Source organism: Oribacterium sp. Sow4_G1_1 (assembly GCF_052116105.1).
In the GTDB taxonomy this organism is placed as follows: domain Bacteria; phylum Bacillota; class Clostridia; order Lachnospirales; family Lachnospiraceae; genus Oribacterium.
In genome coordinates this window covers 12,415-37,235 of record NZ_JBQKLS010000021.1, presented here as the reverse complement: position 1 = coordinate 37,235, position 24,821 = coordinate 12,415, and the positions used below count along the sequence as shown (strand labels likewise).

The following is a 24,821-nucleotide window of genomic DNA, read 5'->3' as shown; positions in this document are numbered from 1 at the left end:
CGCTGAAATCGGGGCGCCCCACCTCCCCGCGGGGTTGTTATAAATCAAAAAAAAAAAAAAAAAATATAAGGACCACACACCCCCACGGGTGTAAACAGATAATATATAAGAAGAAACTCAAGCAAGTAACTCAAGTTAGTAACCATTCACCATGTAATGATAGAAGGAGAAACAATGGACGCATTTTTGATTCTTGAAGATGGAACAGTGTTCAAGGGTACGTCAATTGGTGCAGAGAAGGAAGTGATCTCTGAGGTCGTATTCAACACCTCGATGACCGGCTACCTCGAAGTGCTGACGGACCCGTCCTACGCAGGACAGGCGGTCGTGATGACCTATCCACTGATCGGTAACTACGGTATCTGCTATGAAGATATGGAGTCCGCACAGCCATGGCCGGATGCCTTCATCGTGCGTGAGCTTTCCCGCATGCCGTCGAATTTCCGCTCCGAGAACACCATCCAGAATTTCCTGAAGAAGAACGAGGTTCCGGGCATCGCAGGCATCGATACCAGAGCGCTGACCAAGCGACTCCGTGACGAAGGAACCATGAACGGTATGATCACCACCCACCGTTATCATAAGGAAGAGATGCCGGCACTCCTCGAGCGCATCAAGGCCTACAAGGTCGAGGGCGTCGTAAAGAAGACCAGCACGAAGGAAGTCTATGTCGCACAGGCGGAGAATCCGGACGGCTCCCGCTACACCGGTGACCGCGAGCCGAAGCGCGTCGCTTTCCTCGACGTCGGTGCGAAGAGGAACATCATCCGCTCCCTGCAGCGGCACGGCTGTGATGTCACGGTGTACCCGTCCGACACCAGCGCAGAGACCATCCTCAGTCAGAACCCGGATGGTATCATGATTTCGAACGGTCCTGGCGACCCGAAGGAGAACGTGGCGGTCATCGAAGAGATCAAGAAGCTCTACGCTTCCGAGACCCCGATCTTCGCGATCTGCCTCGGCCACCAGCTGATGGCCCTTGCGACCGGTGCGGACACCTACAAGCTGAAGTATGGTCACCGCGGTGGCAACCATCCGGTGAAGGACCTCTCGAACGGTCGTGTTTACATCACGTCCCAGAACCACGGCTATGCGGTCGATCCGAAGACGATTGATCCGGCGATCGCGGAAGAGGCGTTCGTCAATGTCAACGACGGTACGAATGAGGGCCTGCGCTATAAGGGCAAGAACATCGTGACGGTACAGTACCATCCGGAGGCCTGCCCGGGTCCACGTGACAGCGCATACCTGTTTGATCGCTTTATGAAGATGATGGAGGGCTGAACATGAGAGATACAAGTATTAAGAAGGTCCTGATGATCGGTTCCGGTCCGATCGTCATCGGTCAGGCTGCGGAGTTCGACTACGCCGGCACCCAGGCCTGCCGTTCACTGAAGGAAGAGGGCGTTGAGGTCGTACTGCTGAACTCGAACCCGGCGACCATCATGACGGATAAGGATATCGCGGATCATGTATACATTGAGCCGCTGACCGTAGATGTACTGGAGAAGCTGATCGAGAAGGAGAAGCCAGACTCCATCCTGCCGACCCTCGGTGGTCAGGCGGGACTGAACCTGGCGATGGCACTGGACGAGTCCGGTTACCTCGCCTCCCATAACGTGCGCCTCATCGGTACCACGGCCCTTACCATCAAGAAGGCCGAGGATCGTCTCATGTTCAAGGAGACCATGGAGAAGATCGGTGAGCCGGTGGCGAAGTCAGAGGTCGTCCATGATCTCAAGCGTGGTCTCGAGGTCGCTGAGGAGATCGGTTATCCGGTCGTGCTGCGTCCGGCCTACACCCTCGGCGGTTCCGGTGGTGGTATCGCAGAGAACCGTGAGCAGTGCCAGGAAATCCTCGAGAACGGTCTCCGTCTCAGCCGCGTACACGAGGTTCTGGTCGAGCGCTGCATCGCCGGCTGGAAGGAAATCGAGTACGAGGTGATGCGTGATTCTGCGGGCAATGTCATCACCGTATGTAATATGGAGAACCTCGACCCGGTTGGCGTCCACACAGGTGACTCCATCGTCGTGGCTCCGTCCCAGACGCTGTCGGATAAGGAGTATCAGATGCTCCGTACCTCTGCGCTCAATATCATCACCGAGCTCGGCATCACCGGCGGCTGTAATGTACAGTATGCTCTGAACCCGGAGAGCTTCGAGTACTGTGTCATCGAGGTAAACCCTCGTGTATCCAGATCTTCCGCCCTCGCATCGAAGGCGACCGGTTACCCGATCGCGAAGGTGGCCGCGAAGATCGCACTGGGCTACACCCTCGATGAAATCAAGAACGCCGTTACCGGTAAGACCTACGCATCCTTCGAGCCGATGCTCGATTACTGTGTCGTCAAGATGCCACGTCTTCCGTTCGACAAGTTCATCACCGCAGAGCACATCCTCGGTACCCAGATGAAGGCGACCGGTGAGGTGATGGCGATTGCAAACAACTTCGAGGGCGGCCTCATGAAGGCCATCCGCTCCCTCGAGCAGCACGTCGATTCGCTGATGTCCTATGACTTCACGGATCTCGACGATCATGATCTTCATAAGCTGCTTCACCGCATCGATGACCGTCGTATCTGGGTCATCGCCGAGGCACTCCGCCGTGGCTACAGCTACGAGGAGATCCACAGCATCACGAAGATCGATGAGTGGTTTATCGATAAGCTGAAGATCATCGTAGACATGGAAAACAGACTCCACAGCGAGTCCATGAACGAGACCCTGCTTCGTGAAGCGAAGCGCATCGAATTCCCGGACAACGTCATTGCCCGCCTCAGCGGCTACAGCGAGGACGAGATTCGCGAGATGCGTGATAAGTGGGACATCCACGCTGCGTTCAAGATGGTGGATACCTGCGCCGCAGAGTTCGAGGCCGAGACCCCGTACTACTACAGCGTATTCGGCTCAGAGAACGAGGCGACCGGTGCCTTCCGCGATCCGAACAAGAAAAAGAAGGTACTCGTCCTCGGCTCCGGCCCGATCCGTATCGGCCAGGGTATCGAGTTCGATTTCTGCTCTGTACACAGTACATGGCAGTTCGAGCGTGAGGGCTATGAGACCATCATCATCAACAATAACCCGGAGACCGTTTCCACGGACTTCGATATCGCGGATAAGCTCTACTTCGAGCCGCTGACACCGGAAGATGTACGGAACGTTGTAGATGTGGAGAAGCCGGACGGAGCGGTCGTTCAGTTCGGTGGACAGACCGCTATCAAGCTGGCCGATGCCCTCCAGAAGATGGGTGTACCGATCCTCGGAACCCAGCAGGACGACGTCGATGCCGCAGAGGACCGTGAGCGTTTCGATGAGATTCTCCAGGAGACCGGTTGCCAGCGTGCCGCAGGTCAGACCGTATTTACGGCAGAGGAAGCGAAGGAAGCGGCCCATGTGCTGGGCTACCCGGTACTGGTACGTCCTTCCTACGTACTCGGTGGTGCCGGCATGCGTATCGCGATCAGCGATCAGGATATCGACGAGTACATCGGCGAGATCAACCAGATCGCACAGGAGCACCCGATCCTCGTCGATAAGTACATCCGTGGTACCGAGCTCGAGGTCGATGCGATCTGCGACGGTCAGGACATCCTGATCCCGGGCATCATGGAGCATATCGAGCGTACCGGTATCCACTCCGGCGACTCCATCTCCGTATACCCGCAGCGCAGCCTGACCCCGAAGGCGAAGGAACGCGTCATCGAGTATACCGAGCGTCTCGCGAAGGCCCTGCACGTCATCGGTATGGTCAATGTTCAGTTCATCGCAGATGGTGACGAGGTGTACATCATCGAGGTCAACCCTCGTTCCTCACGTACCGTTCCGTACATCAGTAAGGTGACCGGTATTCCGATCGTGCCGCTCGCCACACAGATCATCTGCGGCCACACGATCCGTGAGCTCGGCTACGAGCCGGGTCTCCAGAAGGAAGCCGACTACTACGCAATCAAGATGCCGGTATTCTCCTTCGAGAAGATCAAGGGTGCCGACATCAGCCTCGGACCGGAGATGAAGTCGACCGGTGAGTGCCTCGGTATCGCAAAGAGCTTCAACGAAGCACTGTACAAGGCATTCCAGGGCGCTGGCATCCAGCTTCCGAAGTATAAGAACATGGTCATCACCGTACGTGATGAGGATAAGGAAGAGATCACCCCGATCGCGAAGCGCTTCGAGCAGCTCGGCTACCGTATCTTCGCGACCCACGGCACCTACCAGGCACTCACCGAGGGCGGCGTCAAGTGCTTCCAGGTACGGAAGGTAGAGCAGGAGTCTCCGAACATCCTCGACCTCGTACTCGGCCATGAGCTCGACATCGTCATCGACGTTCCGAAGGAGGGCGCAGAGGCCTCCAAGGACGGTTTCGTGATCCGTCGTAATGCGGTCGAGACCGGTGTAAATGTACTGACAGCAGTGGATACGGCAAGAGCGCTTGCCACATCCCTCGAAAATAAGTCATCCGAGCTGCATCTCATCGATATCGCAGCTCTCGATGAAGAGAAGAATTAAGAGGAGGTACAGCATGAGCAAAAAGCGAATGGTCATTGCGCTCGGACATAAGGATCTGGGCTTTACCCTTCCGGAGCAGAAGGCCGCCGTTGCACGTACCGCAACGATGATCGGCGATTTCGTTGAGGACGGATACCAGGTGGCCCTGGTATTCTCCAACGCACCGCAGGTAGGTATGATCCACACTGCGATGAAGAATCTTACGGAGTCGAATCCGGAGCAGTATGTAAACACGCCGCTTCATGTATGCTCCGCGATGAGCCAGGGCATGATCGGCTACGACCTGCAGAACGCAGTGCGTGCCGATCTCGTGAAGAGGGGCATCTATAAGACGGCATCCACCATCATCACCCAGGTGATGGTTGATCCGTATGACGAGAGCTTCTACAATCCGATCAAGTGTGTCGGTAAGCTGATGAATGCCGAGGAGGCACGGAAGGAAGAGGAGAACGGTAACCATGTGGAGATGATCTCCGACGGCGTATTCCAGCGTGTCGTTTCCTCCCCGACCCCGAAGTCCATCGTCGAGATCGACGCCATCAAGGCACTCCTTGACGCGGATCAGGTCGTCATCGCCTGCGGCGGTGGCGGTATTCCGGTGCTTCGTCAGGGCAATAACCTGAAGGGGGCAGCCGCCGTCATCGAGAAGGACCGCACCGCAGCCCTCCTCGCAAAGGACGTCGACGCCGACATCCTGCTGATTACGACCGCCGTGGATCATGTATCCCTGAACTACGGTCAGGCGGATGAGAAGGCGATCGAAACCATGTCGATCGAGGATGCGAAGCAGTACATCCGCGACGGCCACTTTGAGTTCAAGTCCATGCAGCCGAAGGTAGAGGCCGGTGTCGACTTCGTCGAGTCCGGGAAGGACCGCAAGGCCATCATCACCTCGATGGAGCTCGCAGAGAAGGCCGTAGACGGCCTCGCAGGCACTACCATCCGGTAACAAGTTCAGCTATGGGGCCTCCGTTGCCGTCCCTCCAGGTCCCTCTGCCTGAACTGCTACGACCACCAGGAGAAGTCCCAAGCGGGGCTTCTCTTTTCTGTTTGTCATGTTTTGCATGGCGTGGTAGAATGAGCTCAATTATGGGAACTGATGGATAGCTGCGGGAACGCGTCCGGTGATCGGAACTGCCGGGCGGTGCAGCAGCGATAGTACAGGATATCCTGCGATATCCTGAGAAAAGAGGAAACATGAAGCTTGTCAGCTTTGCTATACCATGCTATAACTCTGCCGCCTATATGCGGAAGTGTATCGAGTCGATCCTTCCGGGTGGGGACGAGGTGGAGATCATCGTCGTTGACGACGGCTCGCAGAAGGATGACACCTTCGAGATTGCGAAGGAGTACGAGGCGAAGTACCCGGGCATCGTGAAGGCGGTGCATCAGGAGAACGGCGGCCACGGGGAGGCGGTCAATACCGGTCTCCGCAACGCGAGCGGCCTCTTCTATAAGGTCGTCGATTCTGACGACTGGCTCGATGACGAAGCCCTCCCGAAGGTGCTGGAGAAGCTCCGGGAGCTCATCATGGCCGGTACCCCGGTCGATATGTTCATCTGTAATTTCATTTACGATAAGGTCGGCCAGACCCATAAGAAGGTCATGCGCTACGAGTCGGCTCTCCCGAAGGACCGCATCTTCGGCTGGGACGAGGTGAAGCACTTCCACCTCGGACAGTACATCCTGATGCACTCCGTCATCTACCGCACACAGATGCTGCGTGACTGCGGTCTCGTGCTGCCGAAGCACACCTTCTACGTCGACAACATCTTCGTATACCAGCCGATTCCGAGCGTAGAGAAGATGTACTACATGGACGTCAACCTCTATCACTACTTTATCGGCCGCGATGATCAGTCGGTCAATGAAAGCGTCATGATCGGGCGCATTGACCAGCAGCTGAAGGTCAACCGGATCATGATCGATTGCTGTGACCTCACGAAGCTGAAGAGCCGCAAGAAGCGCCACTATATGTTCAGCTACCTCGAGATCATCACCACCATCTCCTCCGTGCTGGCCATCAAGTCCGGTGACCCGGAGAACATGCAGAAGAAAAAGGAGCTCTGGGACTACCTGAAGACAAGCAGCTTCCAGACCTGGCTCAAGATGCGCTTCTCCTTCCTCGGACAGGGCTGCAACTTCCGCCTGAAGGCCGGCAACGAACTCACGATCCTCTGCTACAAGCTCGCGCAGAAGTTCTACGGATTCAACTGATACATAGCAGGACCGCTTCGGCGGTCCTGAACGGTTACGGCCTGAAAATTTCCTTCAAAAAAAGTTTGGAAAAGCTGTTGACAAAGTTTGGCCGATTTAGTAATATACAGAGGTCGCAAAACGAGCGACGCACGAACGGGGTCTTAGCTCAGCTGGGAGAGCATCTGCCTTACAAGCAGAGGGTCACAGGTTCGAGCCCTGTAGGCCCCACGTCTTCGGTCTGGACTGCGTGTATACGCGGTCTGGGTCGGACATATGGCGAGATAGCTCAGTTGGCTAGAGCACGCGGTTCATACCCGCGGTGTCGAGAGTTCAAGTCTCCCTCTCGCTATCATTAAGCATCATGCGTAAGCATGGTGCTTTTCTTTTTGTAGTCCTGCAGCATTCCATTCAACGGATGTGTTTGAAAAAAATATCGTTTCTTCGGACCCCGCGCTGGCATCTATGACGACGAGAACTATATTCTTAAGAAATAGTTTTATGAAAAGATGCTGCAATTGTGTCCTTTTTGTTAAATCTCCCGAAATTAAATCCATCCTATTGAATCCGATTTTTCACGGTGCTAGTATTTCTAAATTGATAAAGTGAAACTTTGCGTATTTCTGAATTCGCCCAGGATGCGAATATGCCACTCCTTGCAACAATCAGAAATCGACCGGTTCCCTGAATTCGCCCGTTTCGGTAGCTCTGCAGTCCGACGAGAGTGGGACCGTGGATATACTTGGATTCGAACGTAAAACGTTCCGGAGGCCAGTGGATGGATAAAATCAAAAAGTTTATACAGCGCTATCGTCACGCATGGATTCTGTCGTATGCGCTGATCTATATTACTTGGTTCAGCTACCTTGAAAAGACGATCAATCATCAGGTCAGCTTCCATGTCATGCATGCAGCGCTTGACGATAAAATCCCCTTCTGTGAGTATTTCATCATCCCGTACATGCTGTGGTTTGCTTATGTCGCCGTCGCGGTCCTGTACTTCATGTTTAAGAACAGAGATGATTTCTACCGCCTCTGTGCCTTCCTGTTCAGCGGCATGACGATCAGCCTGATCATCTGCTCGGTTTTCCCGAACGGCACGGATTTCCGGCCCATCCTCGACCCGGCGAAGAACATCTTCACGCGGATCGTCGCCTGGCTCTATCGTACCGACACCTGCACGAACGTCTTCCCGAGCATTCACTGCTATAACTCGATCGGCGTCGCCATCGCTGTTCTCCACTCGCAGGACATCGCGGCCTCGAAGCATGGGCGTCTGGTGAAGTTTGCGTCCACGATCCTCGCGATCCTGATCTGCATGAGCACCATGGCACTCAAGCAGCACAGCGTGTATGACGTCGCTGGCGCCATCATCCTCGCCTCCATCGTGTTCGAGTTCACCTACGGCTACCCGCTTCTTCAGCGCAGCCCGCAGGACCGCCACGCACAGCGCGAGCATGCAACGGAACGTTACTGGCGCTGAATCTTGAATCCCTCGTGTGACGAAGTGGTCACGCGAGGGTTCTTTTTATGAAATGATAGGGTATAATCTGAGCATAGAAGAGAAGAGGTGAAGACGATGGAGAAGAATCATAAGACAGTGCAGACGGGCCTTCCGCGCTATCTCTGGAATGCAGTACATCACTTCCGAACGATCAACCGTCATAAGCGCGAAGTCATGAAAAACTGCTTCCGCGTAGGCCTCTATAAGCAGGGGCTGCTTCATGATCTCTCGAAGTACAGCTGGAGCGAGTTTAAAACCGGTGTGAAGTACTATCAGGGCTATCGCAGCCCGAACACGGCAGAACGCCTCGAAACGGGCCTCTGTGAGGCCTGGCTCCATCATAAGGGGCGGAATAAGCATCACTTCGAGTACTGGGTCGATTACGACACCAAAAAGAAAACCACGATGGTCGGCTGCCGCATGCCATACCGCTATGTCGCTGAGATGTTCTGCGACCGTGTCGCTGCTTCGAAGGTCTACAAAGGCGCAGATTATGATGACAGCTGTCCGTGGGCGTATTTCCAGCCGTGCAAGGATTCCCCGCTCCTCGAGCCGGAAACCCGGCGTGAAATCACGGAGCTTCTGTGGATGCTGAAAACCGAAGGCGAGGAAAAAACCTTCGCCTACCTGAAGAAGGAGATCGCCCGTCGCCGCCGCGAAAAGGACCATTTCTAATGAATATCACGTGGCGCGCCTGCAGGTGAGTGGGTCCCGGTGATGTCTTCGTGGCGAACGTATGTGAAGCTGTGCCTTAAGGCACAGCTTCTTTGAAATCAGGGGGCATTCGGAGGGTTGCCCCTATCGCCTCGACTTGATTAAATTCTAGCTGCGTGGTAGGATTAATGAAGTATCGACAGAATGTAGAGATTTGAACAGTATGAGGTGAGAGGAACATGATGATTTCAACCAAGGGCCGCTATGCCCTGACAACCCTGATAGATATCGCGCAGAACTTCGACGGTGTGACTCCGGTCAGTATCAAGGAGATTTCAGATCGCCAGAAGATCTCGATGAAGTACCTCGAGCAGATCATCTCCCTGATGGTGAAGGGCGGCTTCCTGAAGTCCATCCGTGGTGCGAAGGGCGGATATCTTTTTACCCGTCCGATTGATCAGATCAAGGTCGGTGAGATCCTCGACGCCGCAGAAGGTACCCTCGCCCCGGTAGACTGCGTAAACGGTACGAGCACCTGTGCGAAATCCGCCAGCTGCCCAACCTTCCCCCTCTATAAGGAAATCGACAACGCCATCTACGAAGTCGTGAACAGCTACACCCTGAAGGACCTCGTCGACCAGTCGAGTGCTGAAAGCAGCAGCTCCTGCACGACGTAAAAAAATTCAAATTTATGCTTGACATTTGCCCTTCTCTTCTGTAATATAACACTTGCGTTTGAGAGAAACGCTTATGCGCGCGTAGCTCAGCTGGATAGAGCGTCTGGCTACGGACCAGAAGGTCGCGAGTTCGAATCTTGTCGCACGCATGATCGTGCATGAGCACAAACGAAAGAGCCCGGAAACAAGTTTACTTGTTTCCGGGCTCTTTCGTTTGTGCTCATATAGGAGCATCGCTCCTAATCGGGGCACGACTGTGCCCCGATTGCACGATCAAGTGCGACAAGTGCGTGGTGCGGAGCCGGGCATCACTCCCAATCGGGGCACGACTGTGCCTCGATTGCACGATCAAGTGCGCCAAGAGTGTAGTGCGAAGCCGGGCATCGTTCCCGATCCACAGACGGCCCGACGGGCGTCGTCACCGGCTTTCCGGGCCGTCTGCATTGTCCTCATGTTCTAATTAGAAAACATCGAAAATTTAATAGTTAAATCGTTGACGAATCTGCCCTCTATGCTTTATATTAGCACGCGTAAAGAGTATTGAATCCTGTATACAAAGACAACATGGTAGAAAGAGGAGAAGATATGAGAGAAGAATGGAGAGGCTTTAAAACCGGACATTGGGTAAAGGACGTCAATGTTCGTTCATTCATCCAGGAGAATTACACCGTTTATGATGGTGATTCCAGCTTCCTTGCTGGTCCGACCGAAGCGACAGAGAAGCTTTGGAACGAGGTACAGGCACTTCAGAAGGAAGAGCGTGCAAAGGGCGGCGTGCTCGATATGGAGACCAAGGTCGTTTCCGGCATCACCGCTTACGGCGCAGCATATATCAACGAGGCAGAGAAGGATCTCGAGCAGGTCGTAGGTCTTCAGACTGATAAGCCGCTGAAGAGAGCATTCATGCCATACGGTGGTATCAAGATGGCAGAGCAGGCCTGCTCCACCTATGGTTACACACCGGATCCTGAGCTTCACAAGATCTTCACCGAGTACCACAAGACCCACAACCAGGGCGTTTTCGATGCGTACACACCGGAGATGATGAAGGCTCGTCATAACAAGATCCTCACTGGTCTTCCAGATACCTACGGCCGTGGTCGTATCGTCGGCGACTACAGAAGAGTGGCGCTCTACGGTATCGATTTCCTGATCCAGGAGAAGATGGCTGATTATGCCAACACCGGTGACGGAACCATGACCGATAACGTCATCCGTCAGAGAGAGGAGCTCTCCGATCAGGTTCGTGCTCTCAAGCAGATGAAGGAGATGGCACAGAGCTACGGTTATGACATTTCCGTACCTGCGAAGAACGCGAAGGAAGCCGTTCAGTGGCTCTACTTCGGTTACCTCGCAGCGATCAAGACCCAGAACGGTGCTGCGATGTCCGTTGGTCGTGTATCTACATTCCTTGATATCTATATCGAGCGTGATCTTAAGGAAGGTACACTTACCGAGAAGCAGGCACAGGAGCTCATCGACCACTTCGTTATGAAGCTTCGTATGGTCAAGTTCGCACGTATCCCGTCCTACAACCAGCTCTTCTCCGGTGACCCGGTTTGGGCTACCCTTGAGGTCGGTGGTATGGGCCAGGATGGCAGATCCATGGTTACGAAGAGTGACTACCGTTTCCTGCACACCCTCGAGAACATGGGCCCGGCTCCAGAGCCAAACCTTACGGTTCTTTACACGAAGAGACTTCCGGAGAACTTCAAGAAGTACGCTGCAGAGATTTCTGTTCGCACTTCCTCCATCCAGTACGAGAACGATGATGTCATGCGTCCGGTATGGGGCGACGACTACTCCATCTGCTGCTGCGTATCTGCGACACAGACCGGTAAGGAGATGCAGTTCTTTGGTGCACGTGCTAACCTTGCAAAGTGCCTTCTCTACGCAATCAACGGCGGTATCGATGAGAAGAGCAAGCAGCAGGTAGGTCCGGAGTACCGTCCGATCACTTCCGAGTACCTCGATTATGATGAGGTGATGGCGAAGTACGATCGTATGATGGACTGGCTCGCAGGCATCTACGTAAACGTTCTGAACCTGATTCAGTACATGCACGACAAGTACTACTATGAGGCAGCGGAGATGGCCCTCATCGACACTGATGTTCGTCGTACCTTCGCAACCGGTATCGCCGGCTTCTCACACGTGGTGGACTCTCTTTCCGCGATCAAGTATGCACGCGTAAAGACCGTACGTGATGAGGATGGTCTCGTAACCGATTATGTTGTAGAGGGCGATTTTCCTCGTTATGGCAATGATGACGACCGTGCCGATGATATCGCGGTTGATCTTCTTCGCACCTTCCTCACGAAGATCAAGAAGCACCACACCTACCGTGATTCCGAGCCGACCACATCCATCCTTACCATCACATCCAATGTCGTTTACGGTAAGGCAACCGGTGCTCTTCCGGATGGTCGTCCGGCAGGCGCTCCGCTTTCACCGGGAGCAAACCCAAGCTACGGCGCAGAGAAGTCCGGTCTTCTGGCTTCCCTGAACTCGGTTGCGAAGCTTCCATATGAGTATGCACTCGATGGTATCTCCAACACCCAGACCATCAATCCGAGCGCACTCGGCCACACCGAGGACGAGCAGTCGAACACCCTCGTTCGCGTTATGGATGGCTACTTCGCAAAGGGCGCACACCATGTGAATGTAAACGTCTTCGGCGTAGAGAAGCTGAAGGATGCGATGGAGCACCCGGAGAAGCCAGAGTACGCAAACTTCACGATCCGTGTATCCGGCTATGCGGTTAAGTTCATCGACCTTACGAGAGAGCAGCAGCTCGACGTAATCTCCAGAACAGAGCACAAGTCCCTGTAATACAGGAAGACACCGGCTAGGTGCAGCAGTTGTACGACAGCCGATGCATATGGATCTGTGATCACGCAGGAACATGCATGCACATGCAGTTATAAAGACATCATGAGGGAGGGCCCCACACTGCGTGGACAGCACTCCCTCATGTTTTTATTTGATACTGTCCGATGCGTCATCGGATGTACAGAAGAATCCGTGTCTCGGCAGTGATGCGGGAAAGCGGAAACAACTTCTGCATCTCGGAAGCGTCATCATTTTAGAAACAAGTAGAAAAGGAGATATCATGGCAGAATCCATCAAAGGTGCAATTCACTCCATCGAGACCTTCGGCGCCGTGGACGGTCCGGGCATCCGATATACGATCTTTCTGAAGGGCTGTCACATGCGCTGCCGCTACTGCCACAATCCGGACACCTGGACCCTGCAGAGCGACGACATGCGCACCGCGGACGAGCTCCTCGACCACGCAGAGCGCTACCGCGAGTACTGGGGCGAGCAGGGCGGCATCACGGTCAGCGGCGGCGACCCGCTCGTGCAGATCGACTTCGTGCTCGAGCTCTTCCAGAAGGCGAAGGCGCGCGGTATCAGCACCTGTCTCGACACCTCGGCGCAGCCGTTCACCCGCGAAGAGCCATTTATCTCGAAGTTTGAGGCATTGGCCCAGGTCACGGACACGGTCCTCTTCGACATCAAGGAAATCGACGACGAGAAACATAAGGCCCTGACCGGTTGGACGAACCGGAACATCCTCGACTGTGCGCATTATCTCAGCGACCACGGCGTCGCGATGTGGATCCGCCACGTCCTCGTGCCGGGCCTCACCGACTCGGATGAAGAGCTCATCGCGACCCGGAAGTTCATCGACGAGCTGAAGACCGTGCAGAAGGTCGAAGTCCTGCCGTACCACACCCTCGGCACCTTCAAGTACGAAAAGCTCGGTATCCCATACACCCTCGAGGGCGTAAACCCGCCGACGAACGAAAGCGTACAGCACGCAAAGGAAATCCTCGGCGCGGTATGAAAGCATAAAAAAACAGCAGGTCGATGTCGTCGCCCCGCTGATTCTTCAGAGACGTCCTCACGGGCGTCTCTTTCGCTGTGCTGGATTTATAATCATGTAACATTTTATGAAAAAATAACCGTCCAGCCGGGTGGATGTAATCCTCCTGGCTGAACGGCCATTCCATCAAATAGAAATCAGGTCGGAACAGAGTTTATTTCCCAAACAGTGTATCGAGAATGCCACGACCGAGCGCTGCACCGACGTTGCCGCCGACGCGCTTTCCGAAGCTGCCCATGAAGCTTTTTCCGACGGCACCGCCGACTTCACGGCCGAGGGTGCCGGCGGTGGTGCGGCCGACGGATTTCACGATGCGTTCCTGATCCTTCTTCGCTTTTTCTTCGGCTCTCGCTTTTGCGAGGGCCTCTTTTTCTGCGAGCTTCGCCTGCTCCTTTGCTTCCTTCTCCGCGAGCTTTGCGGCTTCCGCTTCCTCCGCTGCGCGCGCAGCATTTGCAGTAGCTTCATCAGTCAGGCGCTTCAGGAATTCATAGGCCGAGTCGCGGTCGATGGTCTCGTCGTATTTTCCGCAGAGATCTGAGGAGACGATCGCAGCGAGACGCGCTGTCTCATCGATGGTGCCCATCCGGGAGGCTGGTGGGAGCACCGCACAGCGACGGACGACTTCCGGCTTGCCATCACGGTCGAGGAAGGAAATCAGCGCTTCACCGGTGCCGAGGCTCTGAAGCGCCTCGATGGTGTCGAAGCTCGGGTTTACACGGAAGGACGCTGCTGCGGCCTTCACCTTCTTCTCCTCGCTCGGGGTATACGCATGAAGTGCATGCTCTACCTTATGGCCGAGCTGCGCGAGCACAGCATCCGGGATGTCGCTCGGGTTCTGGGTGATAAAGTACACGCCGATGCCCTTCGAGCGGATGAGCTTCACCACCTGCTCGATCTTCTCGATGAGCGCCTTCGGCGCGCCATTAAAAAGAAGGTGCGCCTCATCGAAGAAGAAGACCATCTTCGGCTTTTCCGGGTCCCCGACCTCCGGCATCTGCTCGAAAAGCTCGCTCAGCATGAAGAGCATGAAGGTCGAGTAGATCAGTGGATTCTGAATCGTCGACTCCGCGTCGAGGATATTGATCATGCCACGGCCGACACTGTTCGTACGGAGGAAATCCGCGATGTCGATCGCCGGTTCACCGAAGAACGTATCCCCACCGGCAGTTTCGAGCGCGACGACGGAACGCAGAATCGCATTCAGCGAGGCCGTCGCCATATTGCCATACTCGGATGAGTATTTCTTATTATTTTCCGCGACGTACTGTACCATCGCCCGAAGATCCTTCGTGTCGAGCAGAAGCAGATTCTCTTCGTCCGCGATACGGAAGACGATCGTCAGGATATCGGTCTGCAGCTGTGTGAGGCCGAGAAGCCGTCCGAGCAGGGTCGGTCCGAACTCACTGATGGTTGTGCGAAGCGGAAGTCCCTTCTTCCCATCGATATCCCAGAACTGTGTCGGGTAGGCCTCGTACTGGAAGCCCGCCGGTGTGAGGCCGAAACGCGCGATGCGCTTCTGCATGTTTTCAGAATCGACGCCCGGCAGGATCATACCAGCGAGGTCGCCCTTCACATCCGACAGAAAGACCGGCACACCCATGTCACTGAAGGACTCCGCCAGTACCTTCAGGGTGATGGTTTTACCTGTGCCGGTAGCACCCGCGATCAAGCCATGGCGGTTCGCCATCTTCGGCAGGATATAGACCTTCTCCTGCGTATCCATGTCCACTGCTGCCCAGACTTTTTCGTTATAAAACATAAAAAGAACCTCCTCCGGAGAATACTCACGCACTGTGACAGCGACTCACCGCTGCCCATCGGATGGCTCAGAATACCATTCTGCCATCAGATCATAATTAAATATATTCTACCATGGATGGGGGGTCTTTGGAATGATTTTCCATTGTTTGCCTTTTGCCCTGGTCTTTCCTAGTAACAGTTTAGCCGGGACTTCCTCACCCCCAGCTTGACGAAAAACCTCCTCTGTAGTATACACATAGTATATACGATAGAGGAGGTTTAATATGCAGGCACAAGTGAAGGCATGGGGAAACAGCCAGGGAATCAGAATTTCCAAAGACATTCTGAATGAAGCACATATATCCGTAAATGATATTCTGGAGGTGAAAGTCAGCGATGGACAAATTCTGTTGGCAAAGCCATTCCGTCATAGAACGCTCGAAGAGCGCGCGAAGGAATATGGCGGAAAACTAAATCTGGATGGTGAATTTGACTGGGGCGAGCCATTAGGAAGAGAGGCATGGTGATGGCGGAAACTGTTCATCAGGGAGATGTACTGAAAGTCGATAAGATCAAACTCCCCGTACTTGTCGTGAGCAAAGATTTCTTTAATCAGACGGGCGAAATAATAGCCTGTCCTGTCTACAATGCGGGAAGAGATGATGCTTTGCACATTCATATTCAAACCCAGAACATGGACGGATATGTTCACTGTGAAAAGCTGGCATTACTCGATCTTAACGCCAGAGGTTTTGTGAAGTTAAACAGTTTACATATGAATGACATCATGAATATTACAGATGCTATCCAGGGAATATTTGATTATATTTGAATAGAAGATAAATATAGATACTGATATCAATGGGGGCATCCTCGTGCTATAGTAGTGGTTTAGCCATGCCCCTCACTCGAAAATACTGAGGATGGTGAGCCCGATGAAAAGCAGGTTGACGACGATGACCGCGGGTGTCGTAAACCAGGCCCTTACCATCGCTGGAAAGCTGTGTTCGCTTCGACAGAAGCTGCACAGCTTTTTAAAGTTCCGAAGCAGTGTTACGGCGGTCACGATCATCCCGCCGTAGATGAACACGAGATAAATGAGACTTACGAGCGTGCTGTCCCCGCCGAGATTATTGAAGAAGAGCGCGAAGGCGTTGTTGCTGAGATGCATGAGAATCGCGCAGGCGAAGCCGTAGCGCTCCCGGATGAAGGCGAGCAGCGCTCCGACGAAGAGCGCTGTCAGAAGCTGCATCAGATTCCCGTGCATGAGCCCGAAGAGCAGCGCACTGATGACGATCGCGAAGAGCTGCCCACAGTGCCGGAGCTGATTATAGATGAGCCCGCGGAACAGGCACTCCTCCACGAAGGGCGCGACGACCACGGCATACAGAATCATCCAGAAGCCGGTCATCCGCCCACTCGCGACCTCCGTCGCATACTCCATCGTGAAGCCCTGCTGGTGCAGAAATGCCTCCACCGGAGTCAGCAGGATCGAGCTGAAGGCCTGCAGCCCGTAGATCATCATCAGCAGCCAGAGATACGTAAGTGGCCCGAAACGCGCATGCGTCGTCCGCGGGATCCCATCGCCTCCGAGCAGGAGCAGCACGAGCACCAGCCCGAACAGACTCACCGCGATCATCGTGAAGTCCTCCTGCTGATAGACCGCAGACCCATACTGGATCAGAAAACCACTGCCCACCTGGAACAGAAATTCATATAGAAGAAGCGCGAGCGCGACCTTCGTGAAACGCCGCTTCGCCGGATATTGAAAACTCATCTGTCTGCTAAACCCTTCTTTTATGCTATACTGATTAAGTTACGTAACAGTTCGGTTAAGGGGGCTCCCTGCCTGAACTGTAGCTAAATTACTAATATACACCAAAAACCTGAAGGACAACATATGAAAAAATGGTTCATCTATAACAAGAAGGCGGATTTCAAGGCGGTCGCGGCAGCGCACCACATCGATCAGGTGACAGCGCGTATCCTCCGGAACCGAGAGATCAACTCGGATGCGCAGATCGAGCAGTACCTGCATGGCTCCCTCGAGGAGCTTCACTCGCCGCTCCTCCTGCCGGATGCGATCCGCTGCATGAATCATCTGAACCGCGCGATCCAGGAGGGCCGCCATATCCGTATCGTCGGTGATTACGACGTCGATGGCGTGTGCGCGACCTACATCCTCTATACCGGCCTCCAGCGCCTCGGCGCGCAGGTCGACTACGTGCTGCCGGACCGCATCCGGGACGGCTACGGCATCAACGTGCACATCATCGACCAGGCGAAGGCGGACGGCGTCAGCGTGATCCTCACCTGCGACAACGGCATCAGCGCCATCGAGGAGATGAAGCATGCGCGTGACCTCGGCCTCACCGTGCTGATCACGGACCACCATGACATCCGCCAGCGGGACGACGAGGACTACGGCTGCGAGTCGCGGGATATCCTGCCGCCGGCGAGTGCCGTCGTGGACGCGAAGCGCGAGGACAGCCGCTACCCGTATACCGAGATCTGCGGCGCGGTCGTCGCCTGGAAGATCATCACCCTGCTCTATCAGAACCGCGGGCTTCCGCAGGACGCGTACCTCGATTTCCTCGAGTTTGCCGCCATCGCGACCGTCTGCGACGTCGTCGAGCTCCAGGATGAGAACCGCATCATCGTGAAGTTCGGCCTCCAGCAGATTCGGCAGACGACGAATCCGGGCCTCCGCGCACTGCTCGACGTGCAGGGCCTCCTCGAGAAGGAGCATATCACGAGTTACCACATCGGCTATATCATCGGCCCGTGTATCAATGCAGGCGGCCGGCTCCGCAGTGCCGAGATCGCACTGTCGCTCTTTACCACCACGGACCCGTCGGAGGCCCTCGCAAAGGCGGTGAAGCTGAAGGAGCTGAACGATGTCCGAAAGGATATGACGATCGAGGCGACGAAGGAAGCCTATGCGCAGGTAGAGCAGCAGTATATGTCCGATCCGGTACTCGTCATCTACCTTCCGAAGCTGCATGAGAGCCTCGCCGGCATCGTCGCCGGTCGCCTCCGCGAGAAGTATTACCGTCCGGCTTTCGTGGTCACCGACGCCGAGGATGGAGAAGACGGCACCCTCATGGCGAAGGGCTCCGGTCGAAGCATCGATGCCTATCCGATGTCGGAGCGCCTCGCCGAGGTGGCGGAGCTTCTCACGAAGTTCGGCGGCCATCCCCTTGCGGCCGGGTTCAGCCTCCCGCGCGACAACATTGACCGCTTCCGTACGGCCCTCAACGCGCGCTGCGGTCTTCAGCTCGACCAGCTCGTAGATAAGCTCTGGATCGATGTGCCGATGCCGGTAAGCTATGTTACGGAGGAGCTGATCCATGAATTCGATCGCCTCGAGCCGTATGGAAAGGGCAACGAAAAACCGTGCTTCGCCGAAAAGAACCTCCGCATCCTCGAGGCCCGCGTGCTCGGTAAGGGTCGGAACGTCGTGCGCCTGCAGCTCCTCTCGCTGCAGGGAACCTCGATCTCCGGTATCCTCTTCACGGATGGCGATGCCTTCATGCGAAATAAGGGCACGAAATCCCTGATAGATGTGGTTTACTACCCGGAAGTGAATGAATATAATGGATTTAAAAGTCTGCAGATCGTCATCGAGGATTATCAGCTGAGGGCGTGAGCAGGCCGGCATGAAGACAGAAAGAGGAGGCAGATTATGATCAAGGAAGTAATGAACTACATCGCACAGGCAGATCTGGAAATCGGCGCGGCGATTCTTCGCGAGTATGACCGCCAGATGCACAACATCGAGCTCATCGCATCGGAGAATATCGTATCCGGCCCGGCCATGATGGCCATGGGCACCGTGCTGACCAACAAGTACGCCGAGGGTTACCCTGGCAAGCGCTACTACGGTGGCTGCGTCAATGTCGACGAAATCGAGACCATCGCGATCGAGCGTGCGAAGAAGCTGTTCGGCTGTGAGTATGCGAACGTGCAGCCACACTCCGGTGCACAGGCAAACATGGCCGTCACCATGGCGATCTGCGAGCCCGGTGACACGATCATGGGCATGTCCCTCGACGCCGGCGGACACCTCACCCACGGTTCACCAGCGAACTTCTCCGGCCGCTTTTATAACATCGTCCCGTACGGCATCAACGCCGACGGCTACATCGATTATGACGAGGTCGAGGCCCTCGCGATGAAGCATCATCCGAAGATGATCATCGCCGGTGCCTCCGCATATCCGCGTATCATCGACTTCAAGCGCTTCCGTGAAATCGCCGACAGGTGCGGTGCCGTGCTCTGGGTAGATATGGCCCACATCGCCGGACTCGTCGCAGCCGGCCTTCACCCGTCACCGATCCCATACGCGGACGTGACGACCACGACGACCCACAAGACCCTTCGTGGACCACGTGGCGGCCTCATCCTGTCCAGTGCAGAGACCGCTGAGCGCTTCAAGTTCAACAAGAATGTCTTCCCGGGCAGCCAGGGCGGCCCGCTCGAGCACGTCATCGCCGGTAAGGCAATCTGCTTCGGTGAAGCACTGAAGCCAGAGTTCAAGACCTATCAGGAGCAGATCGTGAAGAACTGTAAGGCACTCGCCGACGCCATGATGGCGAAGGGCTTCAAGCTCGTTTCCGGCGGTACCGACAACCACCTGATGCTGGTGGATCTCACAAACATCCCAGACCTCACCGGTAAGACCCTGCAGAACAACTGTGATGAAGTACACATCACCCTGAACCGCAACGCCATCCCGAACGACCCACGCTCCCCGTTCGTCACCTCCGGCGTCCGCATCGGTACCGCGGCTGTCACCACCCGTGGCTTCACCGAAGCCGACATGGCACCGATCGCCGACTGCATCTGGAACGTCGCAACCAACTTCGAAGCGACGAAGGACGACGTCACCGCAAAGGTATTCGAACTCACCAAGGCACATCCGATCTACGAAGGATAAGCAAAAAGCCGAGGCAATTGCCTCGGCTTTTTGCTTACTTCGACTTTAAATTATTCTGCGCAACCGTCAGCATCAGCTTGATACGATTCAGCTGATTCACCTCCGACGCACCCGGATCGTAATCCACCGCGATGATGTTCGCATCCGGATGATGCCGCTTCAGCTCCTTGATGACGCCCTTCCCCACGATGTGGTTCGGGAGACAGCCGAACGGCTGCGTACAGATGATATTCTCGACACCCTCGCCGATCAGCTCGAGCATCTCACCCGTTAGGAACCAGCCCTCACCGGTCTGATTACCCAGCGACACATATTCCCGCGCCATCTTCGCGAACTCATGGATATCGCCAGGCGGCGTGAAGCGTGCAGACTGCGCAAACGCCTTCCGTGCGGTCTTCCGGAAGAACTCAAGCAGCGTGATCGCCGCATTGCAGAGCGTCTTGCCCTTCCAGCCGGCCCCCAGATTCTCGTACTTGAAATTCTGGTTGTAGAAGCAGTAGAGCAGGAAGTCCATGAGATCCGGCATGACGGCCTCCGCCCCCTCGCGCTCGAGCAGCTCCACGATATGGTTGTTCGCGAGCGGCGAGAACTTGACGAGGATCTCGCCGACGATCCCGACCTTCGGCTTCCGGAGGCCCTCCTGCAGCGGCAGCACATCGAAATCATGGATGATGCCGCTCACGTTCCGTGAGAACGCACTCATCGAGGAGGATTTCTTCTGGAGCGATGCGATGCAGGTCTTCACCCACTTCTGGTGCAGCGCCTCGGCAGCACCCGGTGTCTGCTCATACGGCCGTGTCGCATAGAGACAGCGCATGAAGATGTCACCATAAACGACCGCCTGCATGGCCTTCGTCAGCAGCGGGAGTGTGATCTTGAAGCCCGGTGTAGTCTCCATGCCGTTCGCATTGAGCGAAATCACCGGAATCTGCGCCATACCGGCATGCTCGAGGGCACGTCGGATGAAGCCAATGTAGTTAGACGCACGGCAGCCGCCACCCGTCTGGGACATGATGACCGCAGTGTGATCGAGGTCGTACTTTCCAGAGTTCAGCGCATCCATGATCTGACCGACCACGATGATGGAAGGGTAGCAGGCATCGTTGTTCACGTACTTGAGACCCGTATCGATCGCTGTCCGGTTTGCGTTGTTCAGGACTTCGACCTTATAACCGCAGGCGCGGATGGCCGGCTCGATCAGCTCGAAGTGGATCGGGGACATCTGCGGGCAGAGGATGGTGTAGCCCTCGTCCTTCATGTCCTTCGTGAAGAGCTTACGATCATAGCTGGCCGGACGCAGCGTACGCTCGTAGTGCTTCTCCTCCCGGACACGGATCGCCGCGATCAGCGAACGCACACGGATACGTGCCGCGCCGAGGTTGTTGACCTCATCGATCTTCAGCACGGTGTAAATCTTATCAGAACCGTTCAGAATATCCCGTACCTGATCCACGGTGACGGCATCGAGGCCGCAGCCGAAGGAGTTCAGCTGGATGAGATCGAGGTCCTCACGGGTCTTCACGAAGGAAGCCGCGCGATAGAGGCGGGTATGGTACATCCACTGGTCGGTGACGATCAGCGGACGCTCCACCTCGCCGAGATGGGAGATGGAATCCTCGGTCAGCACCGCGAAGTTGTAGCTCGTGATCAGCTCCGGGATACCATGGTTGATTTCCGGATCCACGTGGTATGGACGACCCGCCAGCACGATGCCGCGGTGGCCGGTCTCCTTCATCCAGCGGAGGGTTTCCTCACCCTTCTTCTCCATATCCTGATGCGCACGCTCGAGCTCTGCCCAGGCCTCATGCGCCGCCGAGCGGATCTCCTGCTCGGTGAAATTCCACTTCTTAAACTGCTCACCGATCTTCTCGAGGGTGAGCTCGCCGACCGGACGGATCGAATCCTCGATGCGGTCCGGATGGACGAAGACCTTCACGAGCTGGTCCGTGCAGATCTTCTCGTTCGTCAGCGCGAGGAACGGCTTCATGAAGAGGACGGAGTTGTTCTGCAGGTCCTCGACGTTGTTGATGATGTTCTCCGCATAGGAGGTGACCATCGGGCAGTTGTAGTGATTGCCCGCATCCGGTGTCTCGTTCCGCTCGTACGGGATGCACGGGTACCAGATGAACTTCTGCCCGTGCTTCATCAACCACTCGATGTGGCCGTGTGCGATCTTCGCCGGGTAGCACTCAGACTCGGACGGGATCGTCTCGATGCCGAGCTCGTAGATCTGACGTGTGCTGGCCGGGGACAGTACGGTCCGGAACTTCAGCTCACGGAAGAAGGTCGCCCAGAACGGATAGTTCTCGTACATGTTGAGGACGCGCGGGATACCCACCTCGCCACGCTCGGCGAGATCGATCGGGAGCGGCTCGTAATCAAACATGCGCTTCATCTTATAAGCGAAGAGGTTCGGAATGTCCGACTTCGCCTTCGCCTTTCCGAGACCACGCTCACAGCGGTTACCGGAGATGAAGTTCCGGCCGGCACCGAACTGGTTGATGGTCAGGACGCAGTGGTTGTTGCAGCCCTGGCAGCGTGCCATGCGGGTCGTGTACTGGAGGTGGATAATGTCATCGATCGGAAGCATGCTGGTCTGCACGCGTCCGTAAGCGGTGAGCGGAACATCCTTTTCCTCACCCGGCTTCATCGCACGAAGATGTTCGTTCTTCAGCTGATAACGCTCGCGTGCGATCAGTGCTGCGCCGAAGGCACCCATGATGCCGGCGATATCCGGACGGGTGACATGGGCGTCGAGGAGGTTCTCGAAGGCACGGAGGACGGCATCGTTATAGAAGGTACCACCCTGTACGACGATGTGCTGGCCGAGATCCTTCGCATCTGTGACCTTGATGACCTTATAGAGTGCGTTCTTGATGACGGAGTAGGCGAGGCCGGCAGAGATATCGCCGACGCTTGCCCCCTCCTTCTGCGCCTGCTTGACGTTCGAGTTCATGAACACGGTACAGCGGGAGCCGAGGTCGGTCGGGTTCGCTGCATAGAGTGCCTCGTGCGCGAAGTCGATCACGGAGTAGTCCAGTGAGCGCGCGAAGGTCTCGAGGAAGGAGCCACAGCCGGACGAGCAGGCTTCGTTAAGCTGCACCGAATCGACGGTGCCATCCTTGATGCGGATGCACTTCATGTCCTGGCCGCCGATGTCGAGGATACAGTCGACCTCCGGCTCGAAGAACGCAGCTGCATAGTAGTGGGAGATGGTCTCCACCTCGCCCTCGTCGAGCTGGAAGGCGGACTTCAGGAGTGCCTCACCGTAACCGGTGGAGCAGCTGTAGGCGATGCGTGCGTCGGAAGGCAGCAGGTCCCGGATTTCCTTCATGGACTTGATGGCCGTCGCGATCGGCGATCCCTCGTTGTTTGCATAGAACTTGTAGAGAAGCTCACCCTGCTCGGAAACGAGGGCCAGCTTCGTCGTGGTGGAGCCGGCATCGATGCCGAGGAAGACATTGCCGTGATATGTACTGAGGTCGGCTGTCTTTACGCGCGCCTGCGCATGACGTTGCGTGAATTCCTGATACTCAGCCTCGCTATGGAAGAGCGGGTCCATACGCTTGATCTCGGTATCCATCTGGATGCCGTGACGGAGCTGCTCGATGAGAGACGTGATGGATACAGCTTCCGCGTCCTCCGGGCAGTTCAGACAGGAGCCGATCGCCGCGAAGAGATGGCTGTTCTCCGGCTCGATGATCTCATCACCCTGCAGATGGAGGGTACGGATGAAGGCCTTGCGGAGCTCCGGCATGAAGTGAAGCGGGCCGCCAAGGAAGGCGACGTGACCACGGATCGGCTTGCCCTGTGCGAGGCCGGAGATGGTCTGGTTGACGACCGCCTGGAAGATAGACGCCGCGAGATCCTCGCGCGCCGCACCCTCGTTGATCAGCGGCTGGATATCCGTCTTTGCGAAGACACCACAGCGTGCGGCGATCGGGTAGATCATCTGATAACCGGCGGCGAGATCGTTGAGACCGGCCGCGTCGGTATGAAGGAGGGAGGCCATCTGGTCAATGAAGGAGCCCGTACCGCCGGCACAGATGCCGTTCATGCGCTGGTCGATCCCACCCTTGAAATATATGATTTTTGCGTCCTCGCCGCCGAGCTCGATGGCGACGTCCGTATCCGGACGGTAGTCCTTGAGCGCGGTTGCGACCGCGACGACTTCCTGACAGAAGAAAACATGCATGTGCTTGCTCAGCGTCAGTCCACCAGAACCGGTGATGACCGACGCGAGGCGGATTTCACCCAGCGTCTCCTTCGCTTCCTCGAGAATATCTGCCAGCGTGCCCTGGATATCCGCGTGATGACGGCGGTAGTCCGAGAACAGAAGCTGTTTCGCCTGATCGAGGATGGCGATCTTTACGGTTGTAGAACCAATGTCGATTCCGAGTCTATACTCTTGCATGATATAACCTCTTATTACCTATATACTTTCCTGGCACCTGATTCTTAATTATTAGAAAGATCAAAGTGTTCTGAATAGCTACCTATATTTATATAGAATAACAAAGTAGCATTGTAGCATTTAAAAAATGGGGGTTCAATCGGCATAATCATAAAACTTTTGTTAAATCAGTAACGTTTTCATCGCTTTTATTATATTTTCTGAGCATATCTTGTGAGGTGTATGGCATCCGTTGCCCTCCCTTTCGTATCCCCTGCCTGAACGGTCAGCAGAACGCTGCGTGGAGTGCTCGCCTTTACATAT

16 protein-coding genes and 3 tRNA genes are annotated in these 24,821 nt (G+C 55.5%); 16 read left to right on the top strand and 3 right to left on the bottom strand.

Annotated features, from left to right (window positions below):
- The first annotated feature begins 174 nt into the window (after positions 1–174).
- From ACTQ52_RS11055 to pflA, 12 genes are all read left to right on the top strand, one after another.
- Complete coding sequence (locus ACTQ52_RS11055; protein ID WP_410043640.1) at positions 175–1,284, top strand: carbamoyl phosphate synthase small subunit; 1,110 nt, start codon at positions 175–177, stop codon at positions 1,282–1,284.
- 2 nt (positions 1,285–1,286) lie between these two features.
- Positions 1,287–4,505: a carbamoyl-phosphate synthase large subunit gene (gene carB / locus ACTQ52_RS11050; RefSeq protein WP_441226933.1), complete on the top strand. Its 3,219-nt coding sequence runs from the start codon at positions 1,287–1,289 to the stop codon at positions 4,503–4,505.
- Positions 4,506–4,518: 13 nt separating this feature from the next.
- Entirely contained in the window at positions 4,519–5,454 is a 936-nt protein-coding gene (arcC, locus tag ACTQ52_RS11045; RefSeq protein WP_441226934.1) for a carbamate kinase, read from the top strand.
- 248 nt (positions 5,455–5,702) lie between these two features.
- Complete coding sequence (locus ACTQ52_RS11040) at positions 5,703–6,722, top strand: glycosyltransferase family 2 protein (RefSeq protein WP_441226935.1); 1,020 nt, start codon at positions 5,703–5,705, stop codon at positions 6,720–6,722.
- A gap of 137 nt (positions 6,723–6,859) precedes the next feature.
- Positions 6,860–6,932: transfer RNA gene (locus ACTQ52_RS11035), tRNA-Val, on the top strand.
- Between the two features lie 47 nt (positions 6,933–6,979).
- Positions 6,980–7,053, top strand: a tRNA-Met gene (locus ACTQ52_RS11030).
- Positions 7,054–7,479: 426 nt separating this feature from the next.
- The gene (locus tag ACTQ52_RS11025; RefSeq protein WP_410043644.1) at positions 7,480–8,184 is read left to right on the top strand and encodes a phosphatase PAP2 family protein; all 705 of its coding nucleotides are present in this window, start codon (positions 7,480–7,482) and stop codon (positions 8,182–8,184) included.
- 96 nt (positions 8,185–8,280) lie between these two features.
- Complete coding sequence (locus ACTQ52_RS11020) at positions 8,281–8,880, top strand: DUF5662 family protein (RefSeq protein ID WP_441226937.1); 600 nt, start codon at positions 8,281–8,283, stop codon at positions 8,878–8,880.
- Positions 8,881–9,098: 218 nt separating this feature from the next.
- Positions 9,099–9,536 (top strand): RrF2 family transcriptional regulator, encoded by a 438-nt coding sequence (locus ACTQ52_RS11015; protein ID WP_441226938.1) that lies wholly within the window; start codon positions 9,099–9,101, stop codon positions 9,534–9,536.
- 75 nt (positions 9,537–9,611) lie between these two features.
- Positions 9,612–9,685: transfer RNA gene (locus ACTQ52_RS11010), tRNA-Arg, on the top strand.
- Between the two features lie 436 nt (positions 9,686–10,121).
- Entirely contained in the window at positions 10,122–12,368 is a 2,247-nt protein-coding gene (gene pflB / locus ACTQ52_RS11005) for a formate C-acetyltransferase (protein WP_441982646.1), read from the top strand.
- 280 nt (positions 12,369–12,648) lie between these two features.
- Positions 12,649–13,386, top strand: a complete 738-nt coding sequence (pflA, locus tag ACTQ52_RS11000) for a pyruvate formate-lyase-activating protein (RefSeq protein WP_410043648.1) — start codon at positions 12,649–12,651, stop codon at positions 13,384–13,386.
- Positions 13,387–13,579: 193 nt separating this feature from the next.
- Here pflA and ACTQ52_RS10995 read toward each other — a convergent pair whose 3' ends face one another.
- Positions 13,580–15,184, bottom strand: a complete 1,605-nt coding sequence (locus ACTQ52_RS10995; protein WP_441982645.1) for a helicase HerA-like domain-containing protein — start codon at positions 15,182–15,184, stop codon at positions 13,580–13,582.
- Between the two features lie 265 nt (positions 15,185–15,449).
- On the opposite strand from ACTQ52_RS10995, the gene ACTQ52_RS10990 reads away from it, so the two are divergent.
- Positions 15,450–15,692 carry an AbrB/MazE/SpoVT family DNA-binding domain-containing protein gene (locus ACTQ52_RS10990; protein ID WP_410043650.1) on the top strand — a complete coding sequence of 81 codons (243 nt, stop codon included), beginning with the start codon at positions 15,450–15,452 and terminating at the stop codon, positions 15,690–15,692.
- Positions 15,686–15,997, top strand: a complete 312-nt coding sequence (locus ACTQ52_RS10985) for a type II toxin-antitoxin system PemK/MazF family toxin (RefSeq protein WP_410043651.1) — start codon at positions 15,686–15,688, stop codon at positions 15,995–15,997. Before ACTQ52_RS10990 ends, ACTQ52_RS10985 begins: the two co-directional genes overlap by 7 nt.
- Before the next feature lie 72 nt (positions 15,998–16,069).
- Here the strand turns inward: ACTQ52_RS10985 and ACTQ52_RS10980 are convergent, their stop codons facing one another.
- A complete protein-coding gene (locus ACTQ52_RS10980; RefSeq protein ID WP_410043652.1) occupies positions 16,070–16,942 on the bottom strand; it encodes a CPBP family intramembrane glutamic endopeptidase in 873 nt (290 codons plus the stop codon).
- A gap of 123 nt (positions 16,943–17,065) precedes the next feature.
- On the opposite strand from ACTQ52_RS10980, the gene recJ reads away from it, so the two are divergent.
- Together recJ and glyA are read left to right on the top strand one after the other, a co-directional pair.
- A complete protein-coding gene (gene recJ / locus ACTQ52_RS10975; RefSeq protein ID WP_441226941.1) occupies positions 17,066–18,814 on the top strand; it encodes a single-stranded-DNA-specific exonuclease RecJ in 1,749 nt (582 codons plus the stop codon).
- A 36-nt stretch (positions 18,815–18,850) separates the two neighbouring features.
- The gene (gene glyA, locus ACTQ52_RS10970; protein ID WP_441982644.1) at positions 18,851–20,104 is read left to right on the top strand and encodes a serine hydroxymethyltransferase; all 1,254 of its coding nucleotides are present in this window, start codon (positions 18,851–18,853) and stop codon (positions 20,102–20,104) included.
- Positions 20,105–20,138: 34 nt separating this feature from the next.
- On the opposite strand, the gene ACTQ52_RS10965 is transcribed toward glyA, so the two are convergent.
- Entirely contained in the window at positions 20,139–24,518 is a 4,380-nt protein-coding gene (locus ACTQ52_RS10965) for an acyl-CoA dehydratase activase-related protein (protein WP_441982643.1), read from the bottom strand.
- Between the last annotated feature and the right edge of the window lie 303 nt (positions 24,519–24,821).